Below are 21,922 nucleotides of genomic sequence, written 5' to 3' on the forward strand. Positions count from 1 at the left end.
ATTGTGCGTCCTCTTTTTTACAGTGCGCAAGGTCATGACGACAGTGAACGGTTCTTCCCCCCCTCTTCGCTTCTCCCGCTTCAGCAAGGCCGAGTGCGTGCTGGTGCTGATCACCATGGTCTGGGGCGGCACTTTCCTGCTGGTGCAACACGCCATGACCGTCAGCGGTCCGATGTTTTTCGTCGGCCTGCGCTTTGCGGCGGCCGCGTGCATTGTCGCCGCGTTTTCCTGGCGGCATCTGCGTGCATTGACCCTGTTCGAACTCCGGGCCGGCGCCTTCATCGGCGTGGCGATCATGCTCGGTTATGGTTTGCAGACGGTCGGCTTGCAAACAATCCCGAGCAGTCAGTCGGCGTTCATCACCGCGTTGTACGTGCCGTTCGTGCCGCTGTTGCAATGGCTGGTCCTCGGGCGGCGGCCGGGGCTGATGCCGAGCATCGGCATCATGCTGGCGTTTACCGGGTTGATGCTGCTGTCGGGACCCTCCGGGGCCTCGTTGAATTTCAGTTCCGGTGAAATCGTCACGCTGATCAGCGCCATCGCCATTGCGGCCGAAATCATTCTGATCAGCACCTATGCCGGTCAGGTTGATGTGCGTCGCGTGACCGTGGTGCAACTGGCGACGACGTCGGTGCTGTCGTTCCTGATGGTGGTGCCGACCGGCGAGATGCTTCCGGATTTCTCCTGGACCCTACTGGTCACCGCGCTGGGGCTGGGCGCCGCCAGTGCAGCGATTCAGGTGGCGATGAACTGGGCGCAGAAGAGTGTCTCGCCGACCCGAGCAACGTTGATCTATGCCGGTGAACCGGTGTGGGCCGGTATCGTCGGGCGGATTGCCGGGGAGCGGTTGCCGGCAATTGCGCTGGTGGGCGCGGGGTTGATTGTCGCGGCAGTGATTGTCAGTGAGTTGAAGACCAAGGGTAAGGCCGCAGAAACCGATGTTGAGCTGCAGCGAGAAACGCAGGGCTGATCGGCAATACCTTCAGCGCCTGCGCCAACGCTTTCGCGAGCAAGCTCGCTCCCACACTGGAATGTATTTCAAATGTGGGAGCGAGCTTGCTCGCGAAAGGGCCATCTGCCACACCTTCCCTTGGCTTGAAATAACGCCAAACACAAATTTTGAGTCTACTTTGTAGGATTCTGAGACATCCTGGCGTTTGGTGATCAGGGAGCTGGCACGTATGATGCTTCACAAACTTCCGCAGATTAGAAGCCTATGTCCCTGATAGTTCTACTGCTTCTGCCATTCATTGGCAGCTGTCTGGCAGCGGTGCTGCCACACAACGCGCGTAATACCGAATCCCTCCTGGCAGGCCTGGTCGCTTTGATCGGCACTGTCCAGGTCGCGATGTTGTACCCGCAAATTGCCCACGGCGGGGTGATCCGCGAAGAGTTCATGTGGCTGCCGAGCCTGGGCCTGAACTTCGTGCTGCGCATGGACGGCTTCGCCTGGCTGTTCTCGATACTGGTCCTGGGCATCGGCACCCTCGTCTCTTTATATGCCCGTTACTACATGTCACCGGATGACCCGGTGCCGCGTTTCTTCGCGTTTTTTCTGGCGTTCATGGGCGCCATGCTCGGCCTGGTGATTTCCGGCAACCTGATCCAGATCGTGTTTTTCTGGGAGTTGACCAGCCTTTTCTCGTTCCTGCTGATCGGTTACTGGCACCACCGCGCCGACGCCCGTCGCGGCGCCTACATGGCGCTGATGGTCACCGGGGCCGGCGGATTGTGCCTGCTGGCGGGGGTCATGATCCTCGGCCATGTCGTCGGCAGCTATGACCTGGACAAGGTCCTGGCCGCCGGCGATCAGATTCGCGCACATGCCCTCTACCCCATTCTGCTACCCCTCATCCTCATCGGCGCCCTCAGCAAAAGCGCGCAGTTTCCTTTCCACTTCTGGCTCCCGCACGCCATGGCGGCGCCCACGCCGGTTTCGGCTTACCTGCACTCGGCGACCATGGTCAAGGCCGGGGTCTTTCTCCTCGCCCGTCTGTGGCCGTCGCTGTCCGGCAGTGAGGAATGGTTCTACATCGTCAGCGGCGCCGGTGCGTGCACGCTGTTGCTCGGCGCGTATTGCGCGATGTTCCAGAACGACCTCAAAGGCCTGCTGGCCTACTCGACCATCAGCCACCTCGGCCTGATCACCCTGCTGCTGGGCCTCAATAGCCCGCTGGCAGCGGTCGCGGCGGTGTTCCACATCCTCAACCACGCCACGTTCAAGGCCTCGCTGTTCATGGCCGCCGGCATCATCGACCACGAAAGCGGCACCCGCGATATCCGCAAACTCAGTGGCCTGATCAAACTGATTCCGTTCACCGCGACACTGGCGATGGTCGCCAGTGCCTCGATGGCCGGCGTGCCGTTGCTCAACGGCTTCCTGTCGAAAGAAATGTTCTTCGCCGAAACCGTGTTCATCAACGCCACAGCGTGGGTCGAGGCGGCGCTGCCGATTGTCGCGACCATCGCCGGTACGTTCAGCGTCGCCTACTCGCTGCGCTTTACGGTTGATGTGTTTTTCGGTCCGACCGCCACCGACCTGCCGCACACCCCGCACGAACCGCCGCGCTGGATGCGCGCGCCAGTAGAGTTGCTGGTCTTTACCTGCCTCGTCGTCGGCATCTTTCCGGCGCAAGTGGTCGGCCCGCTGCTCGCAGCGGCCGCCCTGCCAGTGGTTGGCGGCACGCTGCCGGAATACAGCCTGGCGATCTGGCACGGTCTGAATGCGCCGATGATCATGAGCCTGATCGCCATGTCCTGCGGCATCGTCGTCTACCTGTTGCTGCGCAACCAGCTCAAGCGCGGTCGCTTCAAATACCCGCCACTGATCGGTCGCTTCAACGGCAAGCGCCTGTTCGAACGCAGTCTGGTGGTGATGATGCGCATGGCCCGGCGCGTCGAACGCCGACTTGGCACCCGCCGCCTGCAAATGCAACTGTTCCTGATGGTATTGGCCGCGGTGCTCGCCGGCCTGATTCCGATGCTGCACAGCAGCCTGAGCTGGGGCGACCGGCCGAAGATTCCCGGCTCGATCGTCTTCGTGACCCTGTGGTTGCTGGCCATCGCCTGCGCCCTCGGTGCCGCGTGGCAGGCCAAGTATCACCGTCTCGCCGCGCTGACCATGGTCAGCGTCTGCGGGTTGATGACCTGCGTGACCTTCGTCTGGTTCTCGGCACCGGATCTGGCGCTGACACAACTGGCGGTCGAGGTCGTCACCACCGTATTGATCCTGCTGGGGCTGCGCTGGCTGCCACGCCGGATCGAAGAAGTCTCGCCACTGCCGAGCAGCCTGCGCAAAGCGCGCATTCGCCGCCTGCGCGACTTGCTGCTGTCGATTGCCGTGGGTGGCGGCATGGCGTTGCTCTCCTACGCCATGCTGACGCGCCAGACGCCGAACGACATCTCCTCGTTCTACCTCAGTCGCGCCATGCCCGAGGGCGGCGGTAGCAACGTGGTCAACGTGATGCTGGTGGACTTCCGTGGCTTCGACACCCTGGGCGAAATCACCGTGCTGGTCGCCGTGGCGCTGACCGTGTTCGCCCTGCTACGCCGCTTCCGCCCACCGAAAGAAAGCCTGCAGTTGCCGGCCCAGCAACGCCTGCTGGCGCCGGACGTGGTCACCGATCTGGTCAACCCGCGTTCGGCCAGCGACACCGCGCTCGGCTTCATGATGGTGCCGGCGGTGCTGGTGCGCCTGTTGCTGCCGATTGCGCTGGTGGTGTCGTGCTACCTGTTCATGCGCGGGCACAACCAGCCGGGCGGCGGATTTGTCGCCGGCCTGGTGATGTCGGTGGCGTTCATCCTGCAATACATGGTCGCCGGTACGCAGTGGGTCGAAGCGCAAATGAGCCTGCGCCCGTTGCGCTGGATGGGCACCGGCTTGTTGTTCGCCACCGCCACCGGGCTCGGTGCGATGGCGGTCGGTTATCCGTTCCTGACCACCCACACCTGGCATTTCACCTTGCCGTTGCTGGGCGAAATCCATATCGCCAGTGCGCTGTTCTTTGATATCGGCGTGTATGCCGTGGTTGTCGGTTCGACGCTGTTGATCCTTACCGCCCTCGCCCACCAATCGGTACGCGGTCACAAGACTGCATCGCTGCCCAAGTCCGTCGCCAGCAAAGGAGCCGTCTGATGGAAGAAGTCATCGCAATCGCCATCGGCGTACTCGCCGCGTCTGGCGTCTGGCTGATCCTGCGGCCACGGACATTCCAGGTGGTGATGGGCCTGTGCCTGCTGTCGTACGCGGTCAACCTGTTCATCTTCAGCATGGGCAGCCTGTTCATCGGCAAGGAGCCGGTGATCAAGGACGGCGTCACCCAGGACTTGCTGCACTACACCGACCCGTTACCGCAAGCACTGGTCCTCACCGCGATCGTCATCAGCTTCGCCATGACCGCGCTGTTCCTCGTCGTGCTGTTGGCCTCGCGCGGCCTGACCGGTACCGACCACGTCGACGGCCGGGAGCCTAAAGAATGATGGCGATGACTCACCTGATCGCCGCGCCGATCCTGCTGCCGCTGCTGACCGCCGCCATCATGCTGATGCTTGGCGAGAAACACCGACCGCTGAAGGCGAAAATCAACCTGTTCTCCAGCCTCGTCGGGCTGTTCATTTCGGTGATGCTGCTGCAATGGACACAGACCACCGGCGTGCCCGGCTCCATCGGCGTGTACCTGCCGGGCAACTGGCAGGCACCGTTCGGCATTGTGCTGGTGGTCGATCGCCTGTCGGCACTGATGCTGGTGCTGACCGGGATCATCGGCGTCAGCGCGCTGCTGTTTGCCATGGCCCGTTGGGACGGCGCCGGTTCGAGTTTCCACGCGCTGTTCCAGATTCAATTGATGGGTCTGTACGGCGCATTCCTGACGGCGGATCTGTTCAACCTGTTCGTGTTCTTCGAAGTGTTGCTCGCCGCGTCTTATGGCCTGTTGCTACACGGCTCGGGCCGGGCACGGGTGTCGTCGGGGCTGCATTACATCTCGATCAACCTGCTCGCCTCGTCGTTGTTCCTGATTGGCGCGGCGCTGATCTACGGCGTCACCGGCACATTGAACATGGCCGATCTGGCGCTGAAAATTCCGCTGGTATCGGAAGCCGACCGCGGCTTGCTGCACGCTGGCGCGGGGATTCTCGCGGTGGCGTTTTTGGCCAAGGCGGGCATGTGGCCGTTGAACTTCTGGCTGGTGCCGGCCTACTCCTCGGCCAGTGCGCCGGTGGCGGCCATGTTCGCGATCATGACCAAGGTCGGCGTCTACACCCTGCTACGCCTGTGGACACTGCTTTTTTCCGGCCAGGCCGGGGCCTCGGCCTTCTTCGGCGGCGACTGGCTGATCTACGGCGGCATGGCGACCATGGCCTGCGCGGGGCTGGCGATTCTTGCCGCGCAACGCCTGGAGCGCATGGCCAGCCTGAGCATTCTGGTGTCGGCGGGGATTCTGCTGTCGGCGGTGGGTTTCGCCCAGCCGAACCTGATCGGCGCCGCGCTGTTCTATCTGGTCAGCTCGACCCTGGCGCTGAGCGCGTTGTTCCTGCTCGCCGAGTTGATCGAGCGCTCGCGTTCGGCCAACGAAATTCCGCTGGAAGACGAAAGCGAACTGCTGCCACGTCCGCAAGAGTCCTTGCAGCCACCCAAGGGCATCAACCTCGATGACGAGCAGAAAGCCGTGGTCGGTCAGGTCATCCCGTGGACCATGGCGTTTCTCGGCCTGAGCTTCATTGCCTGCGCGCTGCTGATCATCGGTATGCCACCGTTGTCCGGTTTCATTGGCAAACTCAACCTGATCGGCGCCTTGCTCAATCCGCTGGGGCTGGGCACGGGCGCACCGATTTCCAATGCGGCGTGGGCGTTGCTGGCGTTGTTGATCCTGTCCGGGCTGGCCTCGTTGATGGCGTTCTCGCGCCTTGGCATCCAGCGCTTCTGGACACCCGAGGAGCGCCCGTCGCCGCTGCTGCGCAAACTCGAATGCGCACCGATTTTCCTGCTGCTGGGGTTGAGCATCGCCCTGACCTTCAAGGCCGAACCGCTGCTGCGTTACACCCAGGCCACCGCCGACGCGCTGAACAATCCGCAGCAATACGTGATGGCCGTGCTCGGCACCCGCGCCGTGCCAAGCCCGGAAGCCAAAGCCGCGATGCTGGAGGTGCAGCCATGAAGCGCATTTTCCCGGCACCGTTGCTGTCACTGGCCCTGTGGGTGTTATGGCTGACGCTGAACCTGTCGGTCAGCCCGGGCAATCTGTTGCTCGGCGCAATACTGGGGTTCGCCGCGCCATTGATGATGCGCAAGTTGCGCCCGAAACCAGTACGCGTTCGCCGTCCGGGGACAATTCTGCGCCTGTTCCTGCTGGTCGGGCGTGACGTGATCATGTCCAACCTGATCGTTGCTTGGGGTGTACTCAACGCCGGTCGCCGCCCGCCCCGCTCACGTTTTATCAAGGTGCCGCTGGACTTGCGCGATGCCCATGGCCTGGCGGCGCTGGCAATGATCTGCACCGTGGTGCCCGGCACCGTGTGGTCAGAACTGGCGCTGGATCGCAGCATTCTGTTGCTGCACGTGTGGGATCTGGATGATGAAGCGCAGTTCATCGAGCACTTCAAGCGCACTTACGAGCGGCCGCTGATGGAGATTTTCGAATGAGCCCGTTACTGTCGAACGCGATTCTGCTGACGTTGTTCCTGTTCTCGCTGGCCATGGTTTTGACCTTGGTGCGCCTGTTCAAGGGGCCGTCGGCGCAGGATCGAGTACTGGCGCTGGACTACCTGTACATCATCGCCATGCTGATGATGCTGACCCTCGGCATTCGTTATTCCAGTGACACTTACTTCGAAGCAGCGCTGCTGATTGCGCTGTTCGGCTTCGTCGGCTCGTTTGCCCTGGCGAAATTCCTGCTACGTGGCGAGGTGATCGAATGAATGCCGATTTGTCTTTATGGGTCGAGATCCCCGTGGCGATCCTGCTGGTACTCAGCGGCGTGTTCGCGCTGATCGGTGCGACCGGATTATTGCGCATGAAGGATTACTTTCAGCGCATGCACCCGCCAGCCCTGGCCTCGACGCTGGGAGCGTGGTGCGTGGCATTGGCGTCGATCATTTGTTTTTCGGCATTGAAATCGGGGCCGGTGCTGCACGCCTGGCTGATTCCGGTTCTGTTGGCGATCACCGTACCGGTCACCACGTTGCTGCTGGCGCGGGCGGCGTTGTTCCGCAAGCGCATGGCCGGGGATGATGTGCCGGCCGAGGTCAGTAGCCGGCGCACCGAAAGCGGCAACTGAAGCTTTGTATTGTCTGCAATGACGCTATCGCGAGCAGGCTCACCGCTACACTTGGAATGCGTTCCTCTGTAGGAGTGAGCCTGCTCGCGATAGCGCTCTCCAGATCACCTCAAACCTCAAACCCAGGCCACCGCCAACAACCCCGCCCCTAGCGCCAGACACAACGGCGAATACACCCACGTATCCAGTCGCGCAAACCGTGAATCCTTCACCTCTTTGAAGAAGCCCACCAGATTCGAATCGCCAATTGCCCGGGCAAACATCAACAGCGCAATTGCACTGATTACCCATTGCAGCCAGCCGTCATGCACCGCCGGCATTCCCCAGCCGACGCGCATGCAGACGAGGCCGGCAATCGCCAATAACGCTGCCGCCACCAGCAGCGTGATCCAGCCTGAAGGCTCGAAGGCCGGTCGTACTGTCGCCACCAGCCCCTGCACGGGAATCTGCGGGACCGCGGCTACCGCCGCCCACTGCCCGCCCAACGCCCAATACACATGCACCAGGCTGATGAGAGCAAAAATCGTCACCAGCCACTGAGCCAATACGAAGGTCATGCTTGAGAATCCTTTCAAAAGACTTGAACAAATCATCCTAGTCGGCATTTTTTCAAGTGCACGACCGATCAGCGGTACGGTAAAGTGCCGCCCCATGAAATTCTCCCGTTCCGATCGCTCACTGCTGGCCTGGATGCTCTATTGCTGCGTCCTGTTCAATGTGTTCGCCTGCAGCATCGGTCACGGGCAAATGGTCGGCATGCAACTCAACGGCATCGGCGGCCAGTTCTGTACGGTCGACCCGGCCACTCAAGCGCCGCTCACGTCAAATCCCGTCGAAGAAAAACTGCCGACCCTGAGCAAGGCGTTCGGTTGCCCGCTGTGCTCTGTCGGCGGGGGCATGGGCCCGGCGTTCAACTCCAGCCTGACCCTTGCGGTGCTGCCCGAACAACACAGTCCGCCGTTGGCGCCTGTCGTCAGCGCCGACCTCCCTGCCCGCTTCACCTGGCCCTCGGCCAACCCTCGCGCCCCACCGCTCGCCTGAGTGTCTTCGCCCTATTGATTTGTCAGCCCACTGCGCCAACGCGCGGCGTTTGCCTGTGCGCTGACACCTAGCCAAGCATTCAGGATTCAATGATGAAACAACTCACTTTGCTGGCGAGCCTGTGCGGCTGCCTGTCCGTTAACGCCTGGGCGCAATCCGCTGTGGATCTGGCGCCGATCACCATCAATGGCGAGTCCGGCGCCGAACCGGGCTTGAGCCTCGACCAATCCAGTGGCATGGCCTCGCGCCTCGGTCTGAGCCTGCGCGACACACCCGCGTCGGTGGCCATTGCCAACCGCAACGACATCGAACGCCACGGCGCACAAAATTTCCAGGACGCCGCCAACACCCTGCCCGGGGTCAATGCCAGCGCACCGCCGGGTTTCGGCGGCTTCGTCTCCTATCGCGGCTTCACCAGCAGCCAGATTACCCAGATGTTCAACGGCATCAACGTATCCGGCGGCCTCGCCCGGCCGGTGGATGCGTGGATTTACGATCGGGTGGAATTGCTCGGTGGTCCGTCATCGCTGGTCAATGGCGCAGGCTCCGTCGGCGGTTCGTTGAACTACGTGACCAAACTGGCCAGCCGCGATGAACAGGCGGTTGAAGGTCGGGTCAGCTACGGCACCTACGACACCACCGAAACCGCATTCGGCCTCAACCACGCCCTGACCGCGCCGAATGCCGATGTGCAGCACTACGCGCGTCTGGATGTCAGTCACAACACCAGCAACGGCTACATCGACCGCCAGGAACGCGATGCCTGGAGCGTGGCGTTCTCGCTGCTCAGTGATCTCACGCCGGACCTGTCGCACACCCTCGCCCTCGAATATCAGGACGAGCACGAAGACAGCCCGTACTGGGGCACGCCGGTGCTCAACCCCAAGGCCGGTGAGTTGAAAATCGACAGACACAACCGCTTCAACAATTACAACGTCGAAGACGGGCGCTACGAACAACGGACGATCTGGCTGCGCTCGATCATTGACTACCGGATCAACGACAGCACCACCCTGCGCAACACGCTGTATCACCTCGACAGCCAGCGCGACTACCGCAACCTCGAAACCTATCAGTACAACGCCGACAACACGGCGGTGAATCGCTCCACCGCGTATCAGGTGCGCCATCAGGGCGAGCAGAACGGCAACCAGTTCGAACTGCGTCACGACAATACGTTCTTCGGTCTCGATACAACGTGGTCCGGGGGTTTCGAATACAAGGTCAACCAGACCACCAACTCACCGCTCAACGTCAAAGGCGCGAGTACGGTGGACCCGAACAACTACCGGCCGGGGCATTTCTACGACATTCCCGGCACCAACCCGAAGTTGATCAGCGACAAGACCAATGAAGTCACGACCAAGGCACTGTTCGTGGAAAACCGTCTGGCGCTGACCGACAAACTGTCGCTGCTCACAGGCCTGCGTTACGACGATATCGACCTCGACGTCACCAACCATCGCACAGTGACCGCCGCCAACCCCAAGCACCTCAAGCGCAGTTGGGAGCCGGTGACTGGTCGCGTCGGCCTGACCTGGCAATTCATCCCGTCGGCCAACGTCTACGTGCAATACAGCACCGCCGCCGAGCAACCGAACGGTACTCAGGACTTTGATGTTTCGACGGGTAAACAATGGGAGATTGGCAGCAAGTTCGACTACCTGAACGGGCGAGGCTCGGCGACCGTCGCCGCCTACACCATCGAGCGCAAGGACTTCGCCGTTACCGATCCACTGGACCCGACCAGCAGCATTCCAGTCGGCCAGCAGACCTCGAAAGGCATCGAGATTGCGAGTTCGTTGCGTATCACCGACAAGCTGTTGGCCGAAGGCAACTTCGCCTGGGTCGATGCGCAGTACGACGACTTCACTGAAAAGAATGCCGCCGGTGTCGTGGTGTCGCGCAAGGGCAATACACCGACCAACGTGCCGGATCGCGTCGGCAATGTGTGGCTGACCTATGACTTTTCGCCGCAATGGCAAGGTGGGGTCGATGCGCGTTATGTAGCATCGGTGTATGCCGACACCGCCAACACCATGACCGTGCCGTCGTACACGCTGTTCGGCAGTTTCCTCAGCTACAAGGTTGATTCACACACCACCGTCACCGGGCGGGTGCGCAACCTGACCAACGAGGTGTACGCCGAGTTTGCGCATGTGTCGCCGGCTTACTATCTGGGCACGCCGCGCACCTTTGAATTGGCGGTGCAGACTCGATTCTAAAAGCTTGAAAGCATCGCGAGCAGGTTCACTCCTACAGGGAAACGCATCCCAAATGCAGGAGTGAGCCTGCTCGCGATGGCGTCAGCCGCAACCCCTCTATTTCAGATCAGCCGCCACCTTATCCGCCACATCCTTCGGCAACCATGCCTGCCACACATCCGGATGCGCTTTCATGAAGGCTTCAGCCGCTTGGCGTGGCGCGGTGTGTTTTTCACTCATGTCTGCCAGCGCCTTGTTCAGCGACTCGATCGGAAAATCGACCTTGCTGAAGAATTCGGCAATCTGCGGGTACTGCTTTTGAAACGGCGTAGACACGCCAATCGACAGCTTCGAGGCCAGCGACCGGGTCGGTTTCGGATTCGGATTGTCGGCGTCGGTCAGGGTCTTCCATGCCTCGGCATCAAACGGCGGCTCTTCCAGTTGCACCAGTTTGAATTTGCCCAGCAGCGGTGTCGGCGACCAGTAGTAGAACAACACCGGTTTGCCGCGACGAATCGAAGAACTGATCTCGGCGTCCAGTGCCGCTCCCGAGCCACTGCGGAAATTGGTGAAGTCATCCTGCAGGCCGTATGCCGTCAGCTTCTGCTTGTTGACCACTTCCGAGGTCCAGCCAATGGGGCTGTTGAGGAACCGGCCCTTGTTCGGGCTCTCCGGGTCCTTGAACACATCCTTGTACTTTTTCAGGTCACTGACGCTGCGCAGGTCCGGCGCCAGCGGCTTGATGCCTTTGGCCGGGTCACCCTTGATCACGTATTCCGGCACCCACCAGCCTTCGGTCGCGCCCTTGACCGTATCACCGAGGCTGACCACCTTGCCCTCGGCTTCCGCCTTGACCCACACCGGACTACGCCCGGCCCACTCCTCACCAATGACCTGAATGTCATTGTTGGCCAGCGCGGTTTCCAGGGTGATGGTGGTGCCGGGCAACGTGTCCGTCGGCAATCCGTAGCCCTTCTCGACGATGATCCGCAGGACATCAGTGATCAGGCTGCCGCTTTCCCAATTCAGGTCGGCAAAATGAATCGGCGCCTGCGCGGCCATCAGCGGTGGTGCCGACGCCAGCAAAGCGAATGCGGCCGCGCTGGCGGCCAACAACCGTCGAAATCCGTTCATGCTTTTTGCACCTCGTGCTGTTCACAGCAATAGCAGGATGGCCTGATGGAAGACCGCAAGCCTCTGAATACTCAGTCAACTGACTGTAGCCGAGGTTCCTGCTTTTTCCGGGGCGTATCCCGGACGAGGTCAGGTTTCAGACTTTTCCTGCAAGCTTTGCAGCTCGCGTCTGACCATGCTGGCGTATTCCGCCGGGCGCAACGTGTAGATCTGCGATGCCACCCACCCCAGCCACGCGCCCTGCAATCGGGCTTTCGCATCGAACAGACGCCGAGCCTCTTCACGCGCATTATCGAGGTGGTGCACATGAAAATCAGCGCGACTCACAGCATTCACTCGCTGGCCTTGAAGGTCACCAGTTCGCCCTTGCGCCATTTGGCGGCCTTGGCGGTGACGGCTTTCAGGGTTTTGGTCAGGCCTTCCTGCAGTTGCTCATTGGCGGCGAACACGGTCACCACACTGTGGCCTTCCTTGAACAGGATCGCGTGACCATCGGCGGTGTCGACAAAGGCGTAATCGCCCAGGCCGTAGACCGTCAGTTTGATTTCACGAAAACGGATATCCATCTTGCCGCCTTCGCGGCTGGGCAGGACCGACGCGCTGAAATGATCGCCAACCTTGAGCTTGAGCCCCGGTTTGTCATCGACCACCAAGGCACTTTCGGTGTCGATTTCGGCTACGTAAATGCCTTCGGCGTTTTGCTCGGTGATGTAAACAAAACGCGACTGGAACAGCTTGACCAGCTTTGCACGCAAATCACCGAGCACGAACAAAGCATGCATATCGAGGTTACTGACTGCCAAAGAAACATCCCCACATCTGAAAAAACCGTGCACGGAAAACGCGCGCGGCAAAAAACGGCCATGCCGACAGAACTGCCAAGTGACTCAAATAAAAGTCCGAGCGAGCGGAGCGCTCATTTATCGCGAGGTGCGTAAGACTACTGGAATGTCACTCGCGAAACTTGCTCCGATGTCGCCAAAGTTCGAAGGAAGATTCCTTACTGACGCTCAGAGAAAGCTGACTACGAACTTTAGGGAAAATTCTCACGAAAAAAAGCATTTTTCCGACATATCGCCCGTGAAAAATTGCTTTAGATAAGCCCTGTCGTCAACAGGTACTGGCGATTCTAGAGCAGCAACGCTCATTACGACTACCCGCAACGGCCAGTAAATGCCGGCCGACCGATGAAAAGGACTTCATATGTGCACCCTGACTCACTTTGCCACTCCCGTAGAGGCCAGGCACAAATCGACGCTGATCTTCCATGTCAGTGAAACGCCCGACCCGACCCCACGCTTTCAAGTCGTGCCGGCGGGCATTGCCTTCTTTCACATCAAGGAAAAATCCACCGGTCGCGTCAGAGGTTTCCGCGAAGACCATAACGAAGCCTGTGCCTTGGCTCGTTCACTTGAAGCGCAAATCGAACTCCTGGCCGGCGACTGCCTCAGATAAAGGGAGTGATCGACTGCGCCATGTCGGCGCAAAACCAAGGAGTAAACGATGGAACTGCCAGCATACGACCTGAAAACCCTGTTCGACCAGTTGGGCCTGCCCTCGGAAGGCAGCGCTATCGACGACTTCATCGAAGCGCATCCACTGCCCGCCGATGTCAAATTGATCGAGGCCGACTTCTGGTCGCCGCAACAGGCGCAATTGCTCAAGGAATGGTTACGCGCCGACGGCGAAGAAGCCGTCATGGTCGATGAATTGAACGTGCGCCTGCACCCCGGCAAGTAAGCCTGATCAGTGCAGACTGTCAGCGGGCTCGGCCTGCAATTGCGCGAGCCACGCAGCCTTGCACTCTTCGGCCTCGTCGCGGCTGGCAAATGCGGTGCCGCGTTGCTCCCCGTTGAGCAGCACCACCCAGCAAACGCTTTGCCCCCTTGCGCGCAAACCGGCGGGTACACCACTGCCGATCATCACGGCGACATCAACCCGGCATTGCATGCCGACCTCCTGAATTAATTAGCTACCTAACTAAGCCGGCAGACTAATGCTTTCATTCGGAAGGAAAAAGCAACGCCGCTGCACAGAACCCTTGCCTCAACGGTAACAATCAGCGCGGGGTCTCCGGTTTGTAGCCCAGCCGCAATCCACCCCAGTGACGTCCCTTGATCATGATCGGCACCGACAAATCGTGCATCAATTCGCCGGTGTCGCGGGTGTAGGTTTGCAACAGCACCGGTTGTTGATGACTGCCACAGCGAATCCCGGTGCGGTCGGCAAACTTGCGTTTGGTGCGATTGTTGACCGCATCAACCTGCACATCCCCGGTCAACGGCTGGCTGAACACCTGGTTATGCGTCGGCACATAACCCTGCTGCGTGCAGGCGATGGCGAACACCAGACCTTCATGGCGCGGCAACAAGGGCTCTTGAATCGCCGGCAGCACCTGATCGGTGTAACGGTCGAAACGGGTCTGGTACTTGGCCGGTTGAGTATTGGGAATCGCCTGATACTGGCGATCGAACAGATCCTCCAGACTGATCCGCCCCTGTTCGACATCCGCCTCGAAACGCGCCGCGATCTGACTCGCCCCCTCACGCGCCAGGTCATAGATACGCTGGTGATAGTCATCCAGGCCAACCTCAGCCAGACGTTCGCTGATGGTTTCGGCCTGCCCTTCCATCTGCACCGCCGCTTCGGCGAGACGACGGGTCTGTTGATCGCTGATCGCCAGATCGCTGCGCATCTGCTCGATGGCCTTAAACAGGCTGTCGAGTTGCTCGCGATTGGTTTCCGCGCCCCGGGCGATTTCACCGACCTGAGTTTCCACGCCGGCCGCCAGGCGTGCGATGTTTTCCAGATGCTGCCCGGTGTTTTCAACCTGTTCGACGCCGGTGTGCAGGTCGCTGGACAACTCGCGGATCTGTTCCACGACCTGTGCAGTCCGTTGCTGAATGTCGGCAACCATCTCGCCGACTTCCCCCGTCGCCGACGCCGTTCTGGCCGCCAACCCGCGCACCTCATCCGCCACTACGGCAAAACCGCGGCCATGCTCGCCGGCCCGAGCCGCTTCAATCGCCGCGTTCAACGCCAACAGGTTGGTCTGACTGGCAATCGACTGAATCACCAGCGTCACCCGCTGAATATCGTCGCTGCGCAGGCTCAACGCCTCGATCAGTTCGCGGCTGGCATTGGCGCGCTGGCTGAGTTGATGCATGCGCGAGATGGAATCGACCAGCTCGGCACGTCCCGCAGCACTGCTTTGATGGGCCTCACTGGCGGCTTCCAGGGCTTGGCGACTGAGCTGCGAAGTGGCGTGCTCGGTCGCAATCATCACCTCGGCATTGCTGACGATCCGCGCCGCCGCGTCGAGTTGCGATTCGAGTTTGTTCGCCAGTTCCTTGACCGAAAACGCCACCCCCGCAGCCGACAACGCGTTGTGGCTGGTGGTGTAGGAAAGATCGCGGGTCAGTTCGGAAATGGCACTGCCGGTGTCGGCAGGCGGTGCATCGAGGACGGTTCGCGAGCGCAGGCGCGGCAGCCAGACAATCAGCACCGCCAGTGGCATGCCAATGTACAACGACCCTTCACCCAGGGTCATGCCGGCCAACAACAGCATCAGGGCGATGCTTTGCAGGGTCGGTGCGATCCAGCGGTTTTTCGGCAAAAGCACTGGTGCAGGCAAAGCCCCAACCAGAGATCCATCTCTCGTCATATCAACACCCCACGCTTGTTCTCATTGTTGTGACTGCATTAAACGCCACTACAACGCCATTATCTATGGTCCGTTAGTCGCGGGGTCTGCAGCAGGTCAATGGAACGGCTTGGAAATAGTGCAGACGAGCAAAAGCAAAGATCGCAGCCACGCCCCCCCTTTTGGAGCTGCCGAAGGCTGCGATCTTTTGCAGGCGCCCCCCTTTCAGGGGGCCGCCATGGAATCAGGCCTGACGCTGGTGCTTGTCGATCTGCTCGTGACGCTCTTGAGCTTCGATGCAGTACTTGGTGGTCGGGCTGATCAGCAGGCGTTTCAGGCCAATGGCCTCGCCGCTGTCGTCGCACCAGCCAAAACTGTCTTCCTTGATGCGCTCAAGGGCTTGTTCCAGTTGCGGCAGCATGCGCTGGTCGCGATCAATCGCGTTCACCAGCCAAGTGCGCTCTTCTTCAACCGAAGCTGCATCCGCCGGGTCGGCCGGGGTGTCCAGGCTTTCGATGGCGATACGGTTTTGCTCAATGCGCTCGTGGGTTTCGACTTTCATGTTCTGCAACAGCTCAGTGAAGAAAGCGTGTTGCTCTGCATTCATGTAGTCATCTGCCGGCATGGCCAGCAACTTGTCCTTTGTCATTGATATCTCTATAAAAAAACGTGCATTAAGGCGAATTAGGGAGCGTTCCGGCGAACCGTGTCCGGTCGACGAAAAGGCATCGTTTATTGCAAACGCCACCCGGCACTCAATTTACGAAGGGGCGGCAGTCTAAGGCCCGATTGAGGCCTCAGCAACTGTAAATACTGGGAATTTGTCCGACAACACCCGTTAACAGCTCTGACACAGGCGTCGTGGCGGTCATCGGAGTGCGTTTATAGCAAGAAATTCAGTCGAGCGGCTGTATATAGAAGACAAACGGCTAAACCAGCGGCAACCGGTCGCATTTTTTTTCAGCCATGCCGCCCGCGCAGTGCATCGTTTCAGCTGCGCAGACGCCGAAAAACTCCCCAGCCAACTGCTCGCACCCCGCCTATTATCAGGCACACCGCCATCGTGTGATTTGATCAGCCCTAAGGACACCTTATGCCCCGCCCCGATCTGCCGGCCACCGACGAGCCCACTCTCGCCAGCCCCCCGATCAATGCCGAGCGTCTGCTGCAACTGATCACCGACGAATACGACACCCTGCCGCGCCAGCTAAAACGCATCGCCAGCTACATGAGCCAGCAAAGCGACCGGATCATGGTCGATCGCATCAGCGACATCGCCCGCGAATGCGAAGTCCACCCCTCCGCCATCGTCCGCTTCTCGCAGCGCTTCGGCTTCAGCGGTTTCAGCGAAATGCAGGCACTGTTCCGCACCGCCTACACCCACAAAGCCTCGCCGGCACAGAACTACCAGCAACGCATCCGCAGCCTGATCGCCAACCCGTCGCAGCAAACCAGCGACGGCGACCTCGCCCGCGAATGCATCGACGCCACCCGCTCCGGCATCGAACGCCTGGGCCGTGAACTTGACGACGTCGCCTTCGAAAAAGCCGTCGACCTGATCGTCAACGCCGACAACATCTATGTGGTCGGCGTGCGCCGCTCCTTCGCCGTCGCCGACTACCTCGTTTACAACTTGCAACACACTCACAAGCGAATTCAGTTGGTGTCGGGGCTGGGTGGCAGTTATCGCGAGCAGATGCGCAGCGTCCGCGAAAATGATCTGGTCATCGCCATCAGCTTCACCCCCTACGCCAAGGAGACCCAACATTGCCTGCGCTACGCCCGCCAGCAAAAGGCCAACACCCTGATCCTCACCGACAGCCACCTCTCGCCCCTGGCCAGGCACGCCAACAGCCTGTTGCTGGTGAATGAAGGCAGCGCATTGGCGTTTCGTTCGCTGAGCGCGACGCTGTGTTTGTGTCAGGCGTTGTTTGTGGCGGTGGCCTATCGGCTGGAATTGAATGTCGACGAGATTCACGAACAACCCGGCTTCGACGACTGACATTTGCCTCAGCCTCGGCTAGGTTATGCCTTCCCACTCGGTTCGACTTGAAGGAACGCGTCATGAAACTGATCGGCATGCTGGACTCCCCATACGTACGCCGCGTGGCGATCTCCGCCAAACGCCTAGGGATCGACCTCGAACACGAGTCAGTCTCGGTGTTCCGCCACTTCGAGCAATTCCAGCAGATCAACCCGGTGGTCAAAGCCCCCACGCTGATCCTCGACGACGGCGTCGTCCTCATGGACTCGACCCTAATCCTCGATTACCTCGAAGCCAGTTCCGGCAAAAGCCTGCTGCCCGCCGACCTCAAACAGCGCGCCCACGCCCTGCGCCTGATCGGCCTGAGTCTCGCCGCCTGCGAAAAAGCCGTGCAGCTCTACTACGAACGCAACCTGCGCCCGGCCGACATTCAATACCAGCCGTGGGTCGAACGCGTCGAAGGCCAACTCGCCGCCGCGTTCACCGCCCTCGAGCAAGAACTGGAAAAAACCGGCCTGCCCACCGACGGCACCCTCACCCAGGCCGGCATCAGCCTCGCCGTCGCCTGGAGCTTCACCGGCCTCGTCGTCCCCGACCAGATCGACACCCGCCGCTACCCGCACATCGCTCAATACACCGCCTACGCCGAAACCCTCGAAGCGTTCGTCAGCACCCCGATGACCTGACCATGAGCACCACCGACACCGCCGCCCCGGCGTTAAAGGAAATCTTCAACGCCGAGCGCTTGCAGCACATCGCCAGCGAAATGAGCGCCGTGTACCCGGCGTTCAAGGCCAAGGCGTTTCTCAAACATGCCCAGGACGGACTCGCTGAATTATCAGTGATGCAACGCATGGCCCGCGTCAGCGAAAGCCTGCACGCCGTGTTGCCGCTGGATTACGAAGATTCCCTCGAAGTGCTTTTCGAACTTGCGCCAAGGCTGAACAGCGGATTCGTCAGCATGTGCCTGCCGCACTACGTCGCGAGCTACGGCGGCCACGCCTTCGACACCTCCATGGACGCCCTGAAATACTTCACCACCTTCGGCTCCTCCGAATTCGCCATCCGCCACTTTCTACGCAGCGACCTGGAACGCTCGCTGGAGCTGATGCACGACTGGACCCGTGACGAAAACCACCACGTTCGACGCCTCGCCAGCGAAGGCAGTCGCCCTCGCCTGCCTTGGTCGTTCCGGTTGGAAGCGGTTCAGGCCGATCCGCAGTTGGCCGCCGGGATACTGGATCGGTTGAAGGCGGATGAGAGTTTGTACGTGCGCAAGTCCGTGGCGAATCATCTGAATGACGTGACCAAAGAGCACCCGGAGTGGGTGTTGGACACGATTGAAGGTTGGACGCTGGAGAACAAGCACACGGCGTGGATTGCGAAGCATGCGTTGCGGAGCTTGATTAAGCAGGGGGATGTGCGGGCGCTGACGGTGATTGGCGCGGGGGCGAAGGCTGAGGTTGAGTTGTTGGATGTGCGGGTTGAGCCGGCGGTGGTCAGGTTGGGGGAAGCGATTACGTTGTCGTTTGTGGTGAAGTCGACGGTGGCGCATGAGCAGCGGTTGGTGATTGATTATGCGATTGACTATGTGAAGGCGAATGGCGGGGTTTCGAGGAAGGTTTTTAAGTTGAAGACGGTGGAGTTGGCTGGGTTTGGGGAGATGGTTGTGGGGAGGCGGCAGGTGATTAAGGATTTTACGACGCGGAAGCATTTTGTTGGGCGGCATGGGGTAAGGGTTATGGTTAATGGGGAGGTGTTGGCTAGCACGGTATTCGAAATAGTCGCCGGATTACGTCACGTATAGGATCCGTTGATCTGGCAGTAACACTGATTGATATGGAATTACGGATAGGGCAACTTTCGGCCAGAAGCGGCCGTTCTGAACTGACCAGTTCCGGCCAAAAGCTGCCGGTGGACAGATTGGTGGCAAATTGATAGCGTCTCATTACGGCGTTGAGTGTGTACCGCAGTTGAACTCGCCTTCATCTAAGCCGCTTTCTCTTTCAGCTTTGTCGGACCCGCGACGTCGGCCTACCACTCGCACCGCACGTATCGCGTAAGAACGCGCACAAATCATTTTCTGCGCTCACTGAGGCGGGCTAAAGTCCTTCCTCTTAACCAAACGTTAGGCATATGTAAATGGCATCTTGGCTATCAATCATTGACGTCGTTAATGAATTCGGTTTAAAGGCGCAGGGCGCTGACTTCGAAGCCGTGCGAGACGAATTAAAGAAAATTATGTCTTCTATCCACCCGGACAAAAACGGCGGTAATTTCAGTTCAGAAGAGGATAAGAGCAGGTTTCTTCGTGCCCAAGAGGCGCTTCGCTTCCTTGAACTCAGCGTCCAAGCAAGTTCAGCGATGATTCCAGTATCGCAGCTACCGGCCGTGATAAGTGCTTTGTCGCAGGCGCTCGCCATTCCCTCGTCGTCCAACGCAAACGCGCTTCAGTCGAACTATATGCCTGATGCAAAAGCACGTATTTCAAGGCGCTACACGCTCCCGAAGATAGGTTCAGGCGTATTCGCAGCGGCCACTGGATTTCTAGTCGCGTTCTCAGACAAATTTGATAAGCACCCTCTACTTGGGCCATTGCTGAACGAACGCATGTCACAGATTTTTCTTCTTACGCTAATGATGTATAGCGGTTTTTTCTTTCTTCTCTCGTGGTACAAGGAAAAGCAGTCGGAAGCAAATGCCGAGTATTTAATGTCAGAGTCAGCATTGGGCCAACTGTTTGAGATAATCTCACACGAATTAACGGCGAATAGCGAAATACGTCGGGTCAGTTCTCGGCAAATACTTGAGGCAGTTGCGAGCGTTTCAGGATACAGACGCAATTCGGGTTTGTTTACGCTGGTAATTTTCGGCTCTCGTGTTGACCTTCAAACAATTGAAAACGCAGCTGCTATTCAAACTCAGCGTCTCATCGAGCGAAAGGTCCTCACCCGCGTTGACGTCGCATCAATCGATGCTTGGTATGACGTCCATCACTCTTCATAGTCGCCAGTGTCATAACTTAATGTAAACCAGCCTGCGCAAAGACACGCGCAGGCTGGTTAACTTGAATGTTAACGCTTCCGCTTAGCACTTTGCGAATGACCCCAATGGGTCCATTTCTGCCCTTTACGACAGGCAAAAAACGGCCAGAAGCGGACATACGCGAAAGGCCAATAAAGCTACGAGCCTGAACTGATAAACAAACGACTCTCTAACTAAACAAGCAGGCCATTCCACTCATTTGTCAGTGAGAAACGTAGCCAGACCTTATCGTTGGCTTTTACAAAAAATCCGGCCCACGAATTCTCCTTATCAAACTCGACTTTTATATTTTCTCTTGCACTAATAAGCAGGCCAGAGAAATCACCATTTACCCCATATAATATTTCGACTTTTTCATTCACCCTCACCAAGTAGGCAAGTTGCTTGAATTCAACATCATATAAATATGGGCCGCCGTAACTTTTGTTTACTCTTGGATTGATTGAAGAATTTAATCTTGGATTTATCGCTGAGTTTAGCTTTGGATTGATGGCGGAGTTCAGCTTGAAATTTAATGCTGAATTTAGTTTTGGATTGATGGCGGAATTTAAATTTGGATTTATAGCCGAGTTCAGCTTCGGATTGATTGAGGAGTTAAGCCTAGGGTTGATTGCGAAATTTAAATCTGGATTGATTGAGGGGTTCAGTTTAGGGTTGAACGCGCTATTCGTGCGGGGATTGTTGCTCGCAAAAAAAGCATTTACTTTAACGGGCTGGGATATTGAGGCAACATCTAGAAGCAATAGAAACTCGCCTCCCGAATCGGTGCCAATGGTAAAAAAAAACCTGCCCCCGTCAGTGTCAAACTTCGCGCTATAGACATCATCATCGAGGATGTCGATATCAAAACTTCCGCTTGACACAAAAGTTATCATGTCGGCGTTTTCAGCATCCGATATAAAGGCAGATAACTTGCCTATAGCATCTTTACTCAGTGTTGCCAATTTTTGGCTAAAATCCGGACTAACCAACACTTTCATTTGAGCACCTTCTTTAATTCATCCATCGCCTGCTCTAGTTGGCCTACTTCGCCAGAGCGGATCAGTTCTTTGTAGCGATCTGCTGCCTCCGGCAAACACTTACTTCGAACGTAGGCAACACAGTAGTCTGTATCGAGAAAACGTGAAATTTCGCGCTCATGCAAATAGATTGCTCTATTGTAAAGATACGTACACAGCCCAAAAAACAGGAGGCAATAAAAGCTGCTCGCCTTGTAAAACAGCGCCCAGACGATTATGGAATTCTGGGTGATTTCAGCGACGAAAACACCTGATAGCACTCCAGCTAATAGAGGAAGCACGAATGCGAATACAGTTTTCCAACCCGGCGACTCAAGAACAAGATCCTTTAAGTCTTTCAATTTCATTCAGGCTCCGTAAAAGCCGTTGCTTAAAAATATGCTGACTGGGTTGCGTCAAAGGTTTCCTGCTGGTTTAGGGCGCTTCAGGCGCTGCTCGCCCAACGAACAACATTCGTAATGCCCCAGGAACGCTACGTGATCGGTAACCATCTGTCTACTTTAGCCGTTGCCCTATAGGTCCAACAAGTCTGTTACATGACTCAAAAGCCGCAAGATAAGCTACCCTTTGATTAATCA

Annotated in this window: 24 protein-coding genes; 15 read left to right on the forward strand and 9 right to left on the reverse strand. The window is 58.5% G+C overall.

Going from position 1 to position 21,922, the window contains the following annotated elements; genetic code table 11:
* Positions 1 to 34 precede the first annotated feature (34 nt).
* From K5Y35_RS23995 to K5Y35_RS24025, 7 genes are all read left to right on the forward strand, one after another.
* Positions 35 to 970, forward strand: a complete 936-nt coding sequence (locus K5Y35_RS23995) for a DMT family transporter (protein WP_123467813.1) — start codon at positions 35 to 37, stop codon at positions 968 to 970.
* 246 nt (positions 971 to 1,216) lie between these two features.
* Positions 1,217 to 4,135, forward strand: a complete 2,919-nt coding sequence (locus tag K5Y35_RS24000) for a monovalent cation/H+ antiporter subunit A (RefSeq protein WP_222833148.1) — start codon at positions 1,217 to 1,219, stop codon at positions 4,133 to 4,135.
* Positions 4,135 to 4,479, forward strand: a complete 345-nt coding sequence (locus K5Y35_RS24005; protein WP_008085854.1) for a Na+/H+ antiporter subunit C — start codon at positions 4,135 to 4,137, stop codon at positions 4,477 to 4,479. Before K5Y35_RS24000 ends, K5Y35_RS24005 begins: the two co-directional genes overlap by 1 nt.
* Entirely contained in the window at positions 4,476 to 6,155 is a 1,680-nt protein-coding gene (locus tag K5Y35_RS24010; protein ID WP_128615796.1) for a monovalent cation/H+ antiporter subunit D, read from the forward strand. Before K5Y35_RS24005 ends, K5Y35_RS24010 begins: the two co-directional genes overlap by 4 nt.
* Entirely contained in the window at positions 6,152 to 6,640 is a 489-nt protein-coding gene (locus K5Y35_RS24015; RefSeq protein WP_123467807.1) for a Na+/H+ antiporter subunit E, read from the forward strand. The genes K5Y35_RS24010 and K5Y35_RS24015 overlap by 4 nt, the downstream gene beginning before the upstream one ends.
* Complete coding sequence (locus K5Y35_RS24020) at positions 6,637 to 6,915, forward strand: K+/H+ antiporter subunit F (RefSeq protein WP_123467805.1); 279 nt, start codon at positions 6,637 to 6,639, stop codon at positions 6,913 to 6,915. Before K5Y35_RS24015 ends, K5Y35_RS24020 begins: the two co-directional genes overlap by 4 nt.
* Positions 6,912 to 7,274 carry a Na+/H+ antiporter subunit G gene (locus K5Y35_RS24025; protein WP_222833149.1) on the forward strand — a complete coding sequence of 121 codons (363 nt, stop codon included), beginning with the start codon at positions 6,912 to 6,914 and terminating at the stop codon, positions 7,272 to 7,274. Before K5Y35_RS24020 ends, K5Y35_RS24025 begins: the two co-directional genes overlap by 4 nt.
* A 116-nt stretch (positions 7,275 to 7,390) precedes the next feature.
* On the opposite strand, the gene K5Y35_RS24030 is transcribed toward K5Y35_RS24025, so the two are convergent.
* Positions 7,391 to 7,831 (reverse strand): DUF3995 domain-containing protein, encoded by a 441-nt coding sequence (locus K5Y35_RS24030; RefSeq protein WP_123467801.1) that lies wholly within the window; start codon positions 7,829 to 7,831, stop codon positions 7,391 to 7,393.
* Positions 7,832 to 7,925: 94 nt separating this feature from the next.
* Between K5Y35_RS24030 and K5Y35_RS24035 the strand changes: the two genes are divergently transcribed.
* Together K5Y35_RS24035 and K5Y35_RS24040 are read left to right on the forward strand one after the other, a co-directional pair.
* Positions 7,926 to 8,315: a DUF2946 domain-containing protein gene (locus K5Y35_RS24035; protein ID WP_123467799.1), complete on the forward strand. Its 390-nt coding sequence runs from the start codon at positions 7,926 to 7,928 to the stop codon at positions 8,313 to 8,315.
* Positions 8,316 to 8,407: 92 nt separating this feature from the next.
* Complete coding sequence (locus K5Y35_RS24040) at positions 8,408 to 10,540, forward strand: TonB-dependent receptor (RefSeq protein ID WP_222833150.1); 2,133 nt, start codon at positions 8,408 to 8,410, stop codon at positions 10,538 to 10,540.
* Between the two features lie 96 nt (positions 10,541 to 10,636).
* Here the strand turns inward: K5Y35_RS24040 and K5Y35_RS24045 are convergent, their stop codons facing one another.
* The 3 genes from K5Y35_RS24045 to K5Y35_RS24055 form a co-directional block, all read right to left on the reverse strand.
* Positions 10,637 to 11,653 carry an ABC transporter substrate-binding protein gene (locus K5Y35_RS24045; RefSeq protein WP_123467795.1) on the reverse strand — a complete coding sequence of 339 codons (1,017 nt, stop codon included), beginning with the start codon at positions 11,651 to 11,653 and terminating at the stop codon, positions 10,637 to 10,639.
* Between the two features lie 129 nt (positions 11,654 to 11,782).
* Positions 11,783 to 11,980 carry a hypothetical protein gene (locus tag K5Y35_RS24050; protein ID WP_123469150.1) on the reverse strand — a complete coding sequence of 66 codons (198 nt, stop codon included), beginning with the start codon at positions 11,978 to 11,980 and terminating at the stop codon, positions 11,783 to 11,785.
* Positions 11,981 to 11,985: 5 nt separating this feature from the next.
* The gene (locus K5Y35_RS24055) at positions 11,986 to 12,435 is read right to left on the reverse strand and encodes a hypothetical protein (RefSeq protein WP_163005233.1); all 450 of its coding nucleotides are present in this window, start codon (positions 12,433 to 12,435) and stop codon (positions 11,986 to 11,988) included.
* A gap of 421 nt (positions 12,436 to 12,856) precedes the next feature.
* On the opposite strand from K5Y35_RS24055, the gene K5Y35_RS24060 reads away from it, so the two are divergent.
* Together K5Y35_RS24060 and K5Y35_RS24065 are read left to right on the forward strand one after the other, a co-directional pair.
* Positions 12,857 to 13,108 (forward strand): hypothetical protein, encoded by a 252-nt coding sequence (locus tag K5Y35_RS24060; RefSeq protein WP_123467793.1) that lies wholly within the window; start codon positions 12,857 to 12,859, stop codon positions 13,106 to 13,108.
* A gap of 48 nt (positions 13,109 to 13,156) precedes the next feature.
* Positions 13,157 to 13,393: a DUF2789 family protein gene (locus tag K5Y35_RS24065; protein ID WP_123467791.1), complete on the forward strand. Its 237-nt coding sequence runs from the start codon at positions 13,157 to 13,159 to the stop codon at positions 13,391 to 13,393.
* A gap of 6 nt (positions 13,394 to 13,399) precedes the next feature.
* Here the strand turns inward: K5Y35_RS24065 and K5Y35_RS24070 are convergent, their stop codons facing one another.
* The 3 genes from K5Y35_RS24070 to K5Y35_RS24080 all read right to left on the reverse strand — a co-directional run bounded on the left by K5Y35_RS24070 (position 13,400) and on the right by K5Y35_RS24080 (position 15,945).
* Complete coding sequence (locus K5Y35_RS24070) at positions 13,400 to 13,603, reverse strand: hypothetical protein (RefSeq protein ID WP_123467789.1); 204 nt, start codon at positions 13,601 to 13,603, stop codon at positions 13,400 to 13,402.
* A 109-nt stretch (positions 13,604 to 13,712) separates the two neighbouring features.
* The gene (locus K5Y35_RS24075) at positions 13,713 to 15,317 is read right to left on the reverse strand and encodes a methyl-accepting chemotaxis protein (protein WP_222833151.1); all 1,605 of its coding nucleotides are present in this window, start codon (positions 15,315 to 15,317) and stop codon (positions 13,713 to 13,715) included.
* Positions 15,318 to 15,540: 223 nt separating this feature from the next.
* Positions 15,541 to 15,945 (reverse strand): TraR/DksA family transcriptional regulator, encoded by a 405-nt coding sequence (locus K5Y35_RS24080; RefSeq protein ID WP_003225981.1) that lies wholly within the window; start codon positions 15,943 to 15,945, stop codon positions 15,541 to 15,543.
* Positions 15,946 to 16,389: 444 nt separating this feature from the next.
* Between K5Y35_RS24080 and K5Y35_RS24085 the strand changes: the two genes are divergently transcribed.
* The 4 genes from K5Y35_RS24085 (at position 16,390) to K5Y35_RS24100 (ending at position 20,286) form a co-directional block, all read left to right on the forward strand.
* Positions 16,390 to 17,298 (forward strand): MurR/RpiR family transcriptional regulator, encoded by a 909-nt coding sequence (locus K5Y35_RS24085; protein ID WP_123467785.1) that lies wholly within the window; start codon positions 16,390 to 16,392, stop codon positions 17,296 to 17,298.
* 62 nt (positions 17,299 to 17,360) lie between these two features.
* The gene (locus K5Y35_RS24090; RefSeq protein WP_123467783.1) at positions 17,361 to 17,966 is read left to right on the forward strand and encodes a glutathione S-transferase; all 606 of its coding nucleotides are present in this window, start codon (positions 17,361 to 17,363) and stop codon (positions 17,964 to 17,966) included.
* Positions 17,967 to 17,968: 2 nt separating this feature from the next.
* Positions 17,969 to 19,087 (forward strand): DNA alkylation repair protein, encoded by a 1,119-nt coding sequence (locus K5Y35_RS24095; protein ID WP_222833152.1) that lies wholly within the window; start codon positions 17,969 to 17,971, stop codon positions 19,085 to 19,087.
* Between the two features lie 335 nt (positions 19,088 to 19,422).
* Positions 19,423 to 20,286 carry a hypothetical protein gene (locus K5Y35_RS24100; protein ID WP_222833153.1) on the forward strand — a complete coding sequence of 288 codons (864 nt, stop codon included), beginning with the start codon at positions 19,423 to 19,425 and terminating at the stop codon, positions 20,284 to 20,286.
* A 212-nt stretch (positions 20,287 to 20,498) separates the two neighbouring features.
* On the opposite strand, the gene K5Y35_RS24105 is transcribed toward K5Y35_RS24100, so the two are convergent.
* Complete coding sequence (locus K5Y35_RS24105) at positions 20,499 to 21,305, reverse strand: hypothetical protein (RefSeq protein ID WP_222833154.1); 807 nt, start codon at positions 21,303 to 21,305, stop codon at positions 20,499 to 20,501.
* Positions 21,302 to 21,691, reverse strand: a complete 390-nt coding sequence (locus K5Y35_RS24110; protein WP_222833155.1) for a hypothetical protein — start codon at positions 21,689 to 21,691, stop codon at positions 21,302 to 21,304. The genes K5Y35_RS24105 and K5Y35_RS24110 overlap by 4 nt, the downstream gene beginning before the upstream one ends.
* Positions 21,692 to 21,922: the final 231 nt, after the last annotated feature.

It is taken from the genome of Pseudomonas sp. SC3(2021) (assembly GCF_019856535.1).
In the GTDB taxonomy this organism is placed as follows: domain Bacteria; phylum Pseudomonadota; class Gammaproteobacteria; order Pseudomonadales; family Pseudomonadaceae; genus Aquipseudomonas; species Aquipseudomonas monsensis.

Bases quoted from the DNA above. Each gene is read 5' to 3' on its own strand.
- K5Y35_RS24025 (WP_222833149.1), top strand. From the start codon at position 6,912: ATGAATGCCGATTTGTCTTTATGGGTCGAGATCCCCGTGGCGATCCTG.
- K5Y35_RS24105 (WP_222833154.1), bottom strand. From the start codon at position 21,305: ATGAAAGTGTTGGTTAGTCCGGATTTTAGCCAAAAATTGGCAACACTG.
- K5Y35_RS24095 (WP_222833152.1), top strand. From the start codon at position 17,969: ATGAGCACCACCGACACCGCCGCCCCGGCGTTAAAGGAAATCTTCAAC.
- K5Y35_RS24015 (WP_123467807.1), top strand. From the start codon at position 6,152: ATGAAGCGCATTTTCCCGGCACCGTTGCTGTCACTGGCCCTGTGGGTG.
- K5Y35_RS24055 (WP_163005233.1), bottom strand. From the start codon at position 12,435: ATGCATGCTTTGTTCGTGCTCGGTGATTTGCGTGCAAAGCTGGTCAAG.
- K5Y35_RS24030 (WP_123467801.1), bottom strand. From the start codon at position 7,831: ATGACCTTCGTATTGGCTCAGTGGCTGGTGACGATTTTTGCTCTCATC.
- K5Y35_RS24000 (WP_222833148.1), top strand. From the start codon at position 1,217: ATGTCCCTGATAGTTCTACTGCTTCTGCCATTCATTGGCAGCTGTCTG.
- K5Y35_RS24020 (WP_123467805.1), top strand. From the start codon at position 6,637: ATGAGCCCGTTACTGTCGAACGCGATTCTGCTGACGTTGTTCCTGTTC.
- K5Y35_RS24090 (WP_123467783.1), top strand. From the start codon at position 17,361: ATGAAACTGATCGGCATGCTGGACTCCCCATACGTACGCCGCGTGGCG.
- K5Y35_RS23995 (WP_123467813.1), top strand. From the start codon at position 35: ATGACGACAGTGAACGGTTCTTCCCCCCCTCTTCGCTTCTCCCGCTTC.
- K5Y35_RS24040 (WP_222833150.1), top strand. From the start codon at position 8,408: ATGAAACAACTCACTTTGCTGGCGAGCCTGTGCGGCTGCCTGTCCGTT.
- K5Y35_RS24085 (WP_123467785.1), top strand. From the start codon at position 16,390: ATGCCCCGCCCCGATCTGCCGGCCACCGACGAGCCCACTCTCGCCAGC.
- K5Y35_RS24045 (WP_123467795.1), bottom strand. From the start codon at position 11,653: ATGAACGGATTTCGACGGTTGTTGGCCGCCAGCGCGGCCGCATTCGCT.
- K5Y35_RS24035 (WP_123467799.1), top strand. From the start codon at position 7,926: ATGAAATTCTCCCGTTCCGATCGCTCACTGCTGGCCTGGATGCTCTAT.
- K5Y35_RS24060 (WP_123467793.1), top strand. From the start codon at position 12,857: ATGTGCACCCTGACTCACTTTGCCACTCCCGTAGAGGCCAGGCACAAA.
- K5Y35_RS24070 (WP_123467789.1), bottom strand. From the start codon at position 13,603: ATGCAATGCCGGGTTGATGTCGCCGTGATGATCGGCAGTGGTGTACCC.
- K5Y35_RS24005 (WP_008085854.1), top strand. From the start codon at position 4,135: ATGGAAGAAGTCATCGCAATCGCCATCGGCGTACTCGCCGCGTCTGGC.
- K5Y35_RS24100 (WP_222833153.1), top strand. From the start codon at position 19,423: ATGGCATCTTGGCTATCAATCATTGACGTCGTTAATGAATTCGGTTTA.
- K5Y35_RS24010 (WP_128615796.1), top strand. From the start codon at position 4,476: ATGATGGCGATGACTCACCTGATCGCCGCGCCGATCCTGCTGCCGCTG.
- K5Y35_RS24065 (WP_123467791.1), top strand. From the start codon at position 13,157: ATGGAACTGCCAGCATACGACCTGAAAACCCTGTTCGACCAGTTGGGC.
- K5Y35_RS24080 (WP_003225981.1), bottom strand. From the start codon at position 15,945: ATGACAAAGGACAAGTTGCTGGCCATGCCGGCAGATGACTACATGAAT.
- K5Y35_RS24110 (WP_222833155.1), bottom strand. From the start codon at position 21,691: ATGAAATTGAAAGACTTAAAGGATCTTGTTCTTGAGTCGCCGGGTTGG.
- K5Y35_RS24075 (WP_222833151.1), bottom strand. From the start codon at position 15,317: ATGACGAGAGATGGATCTCTGGTTGGGGCTTTGCCTGCACCAGTGCTT.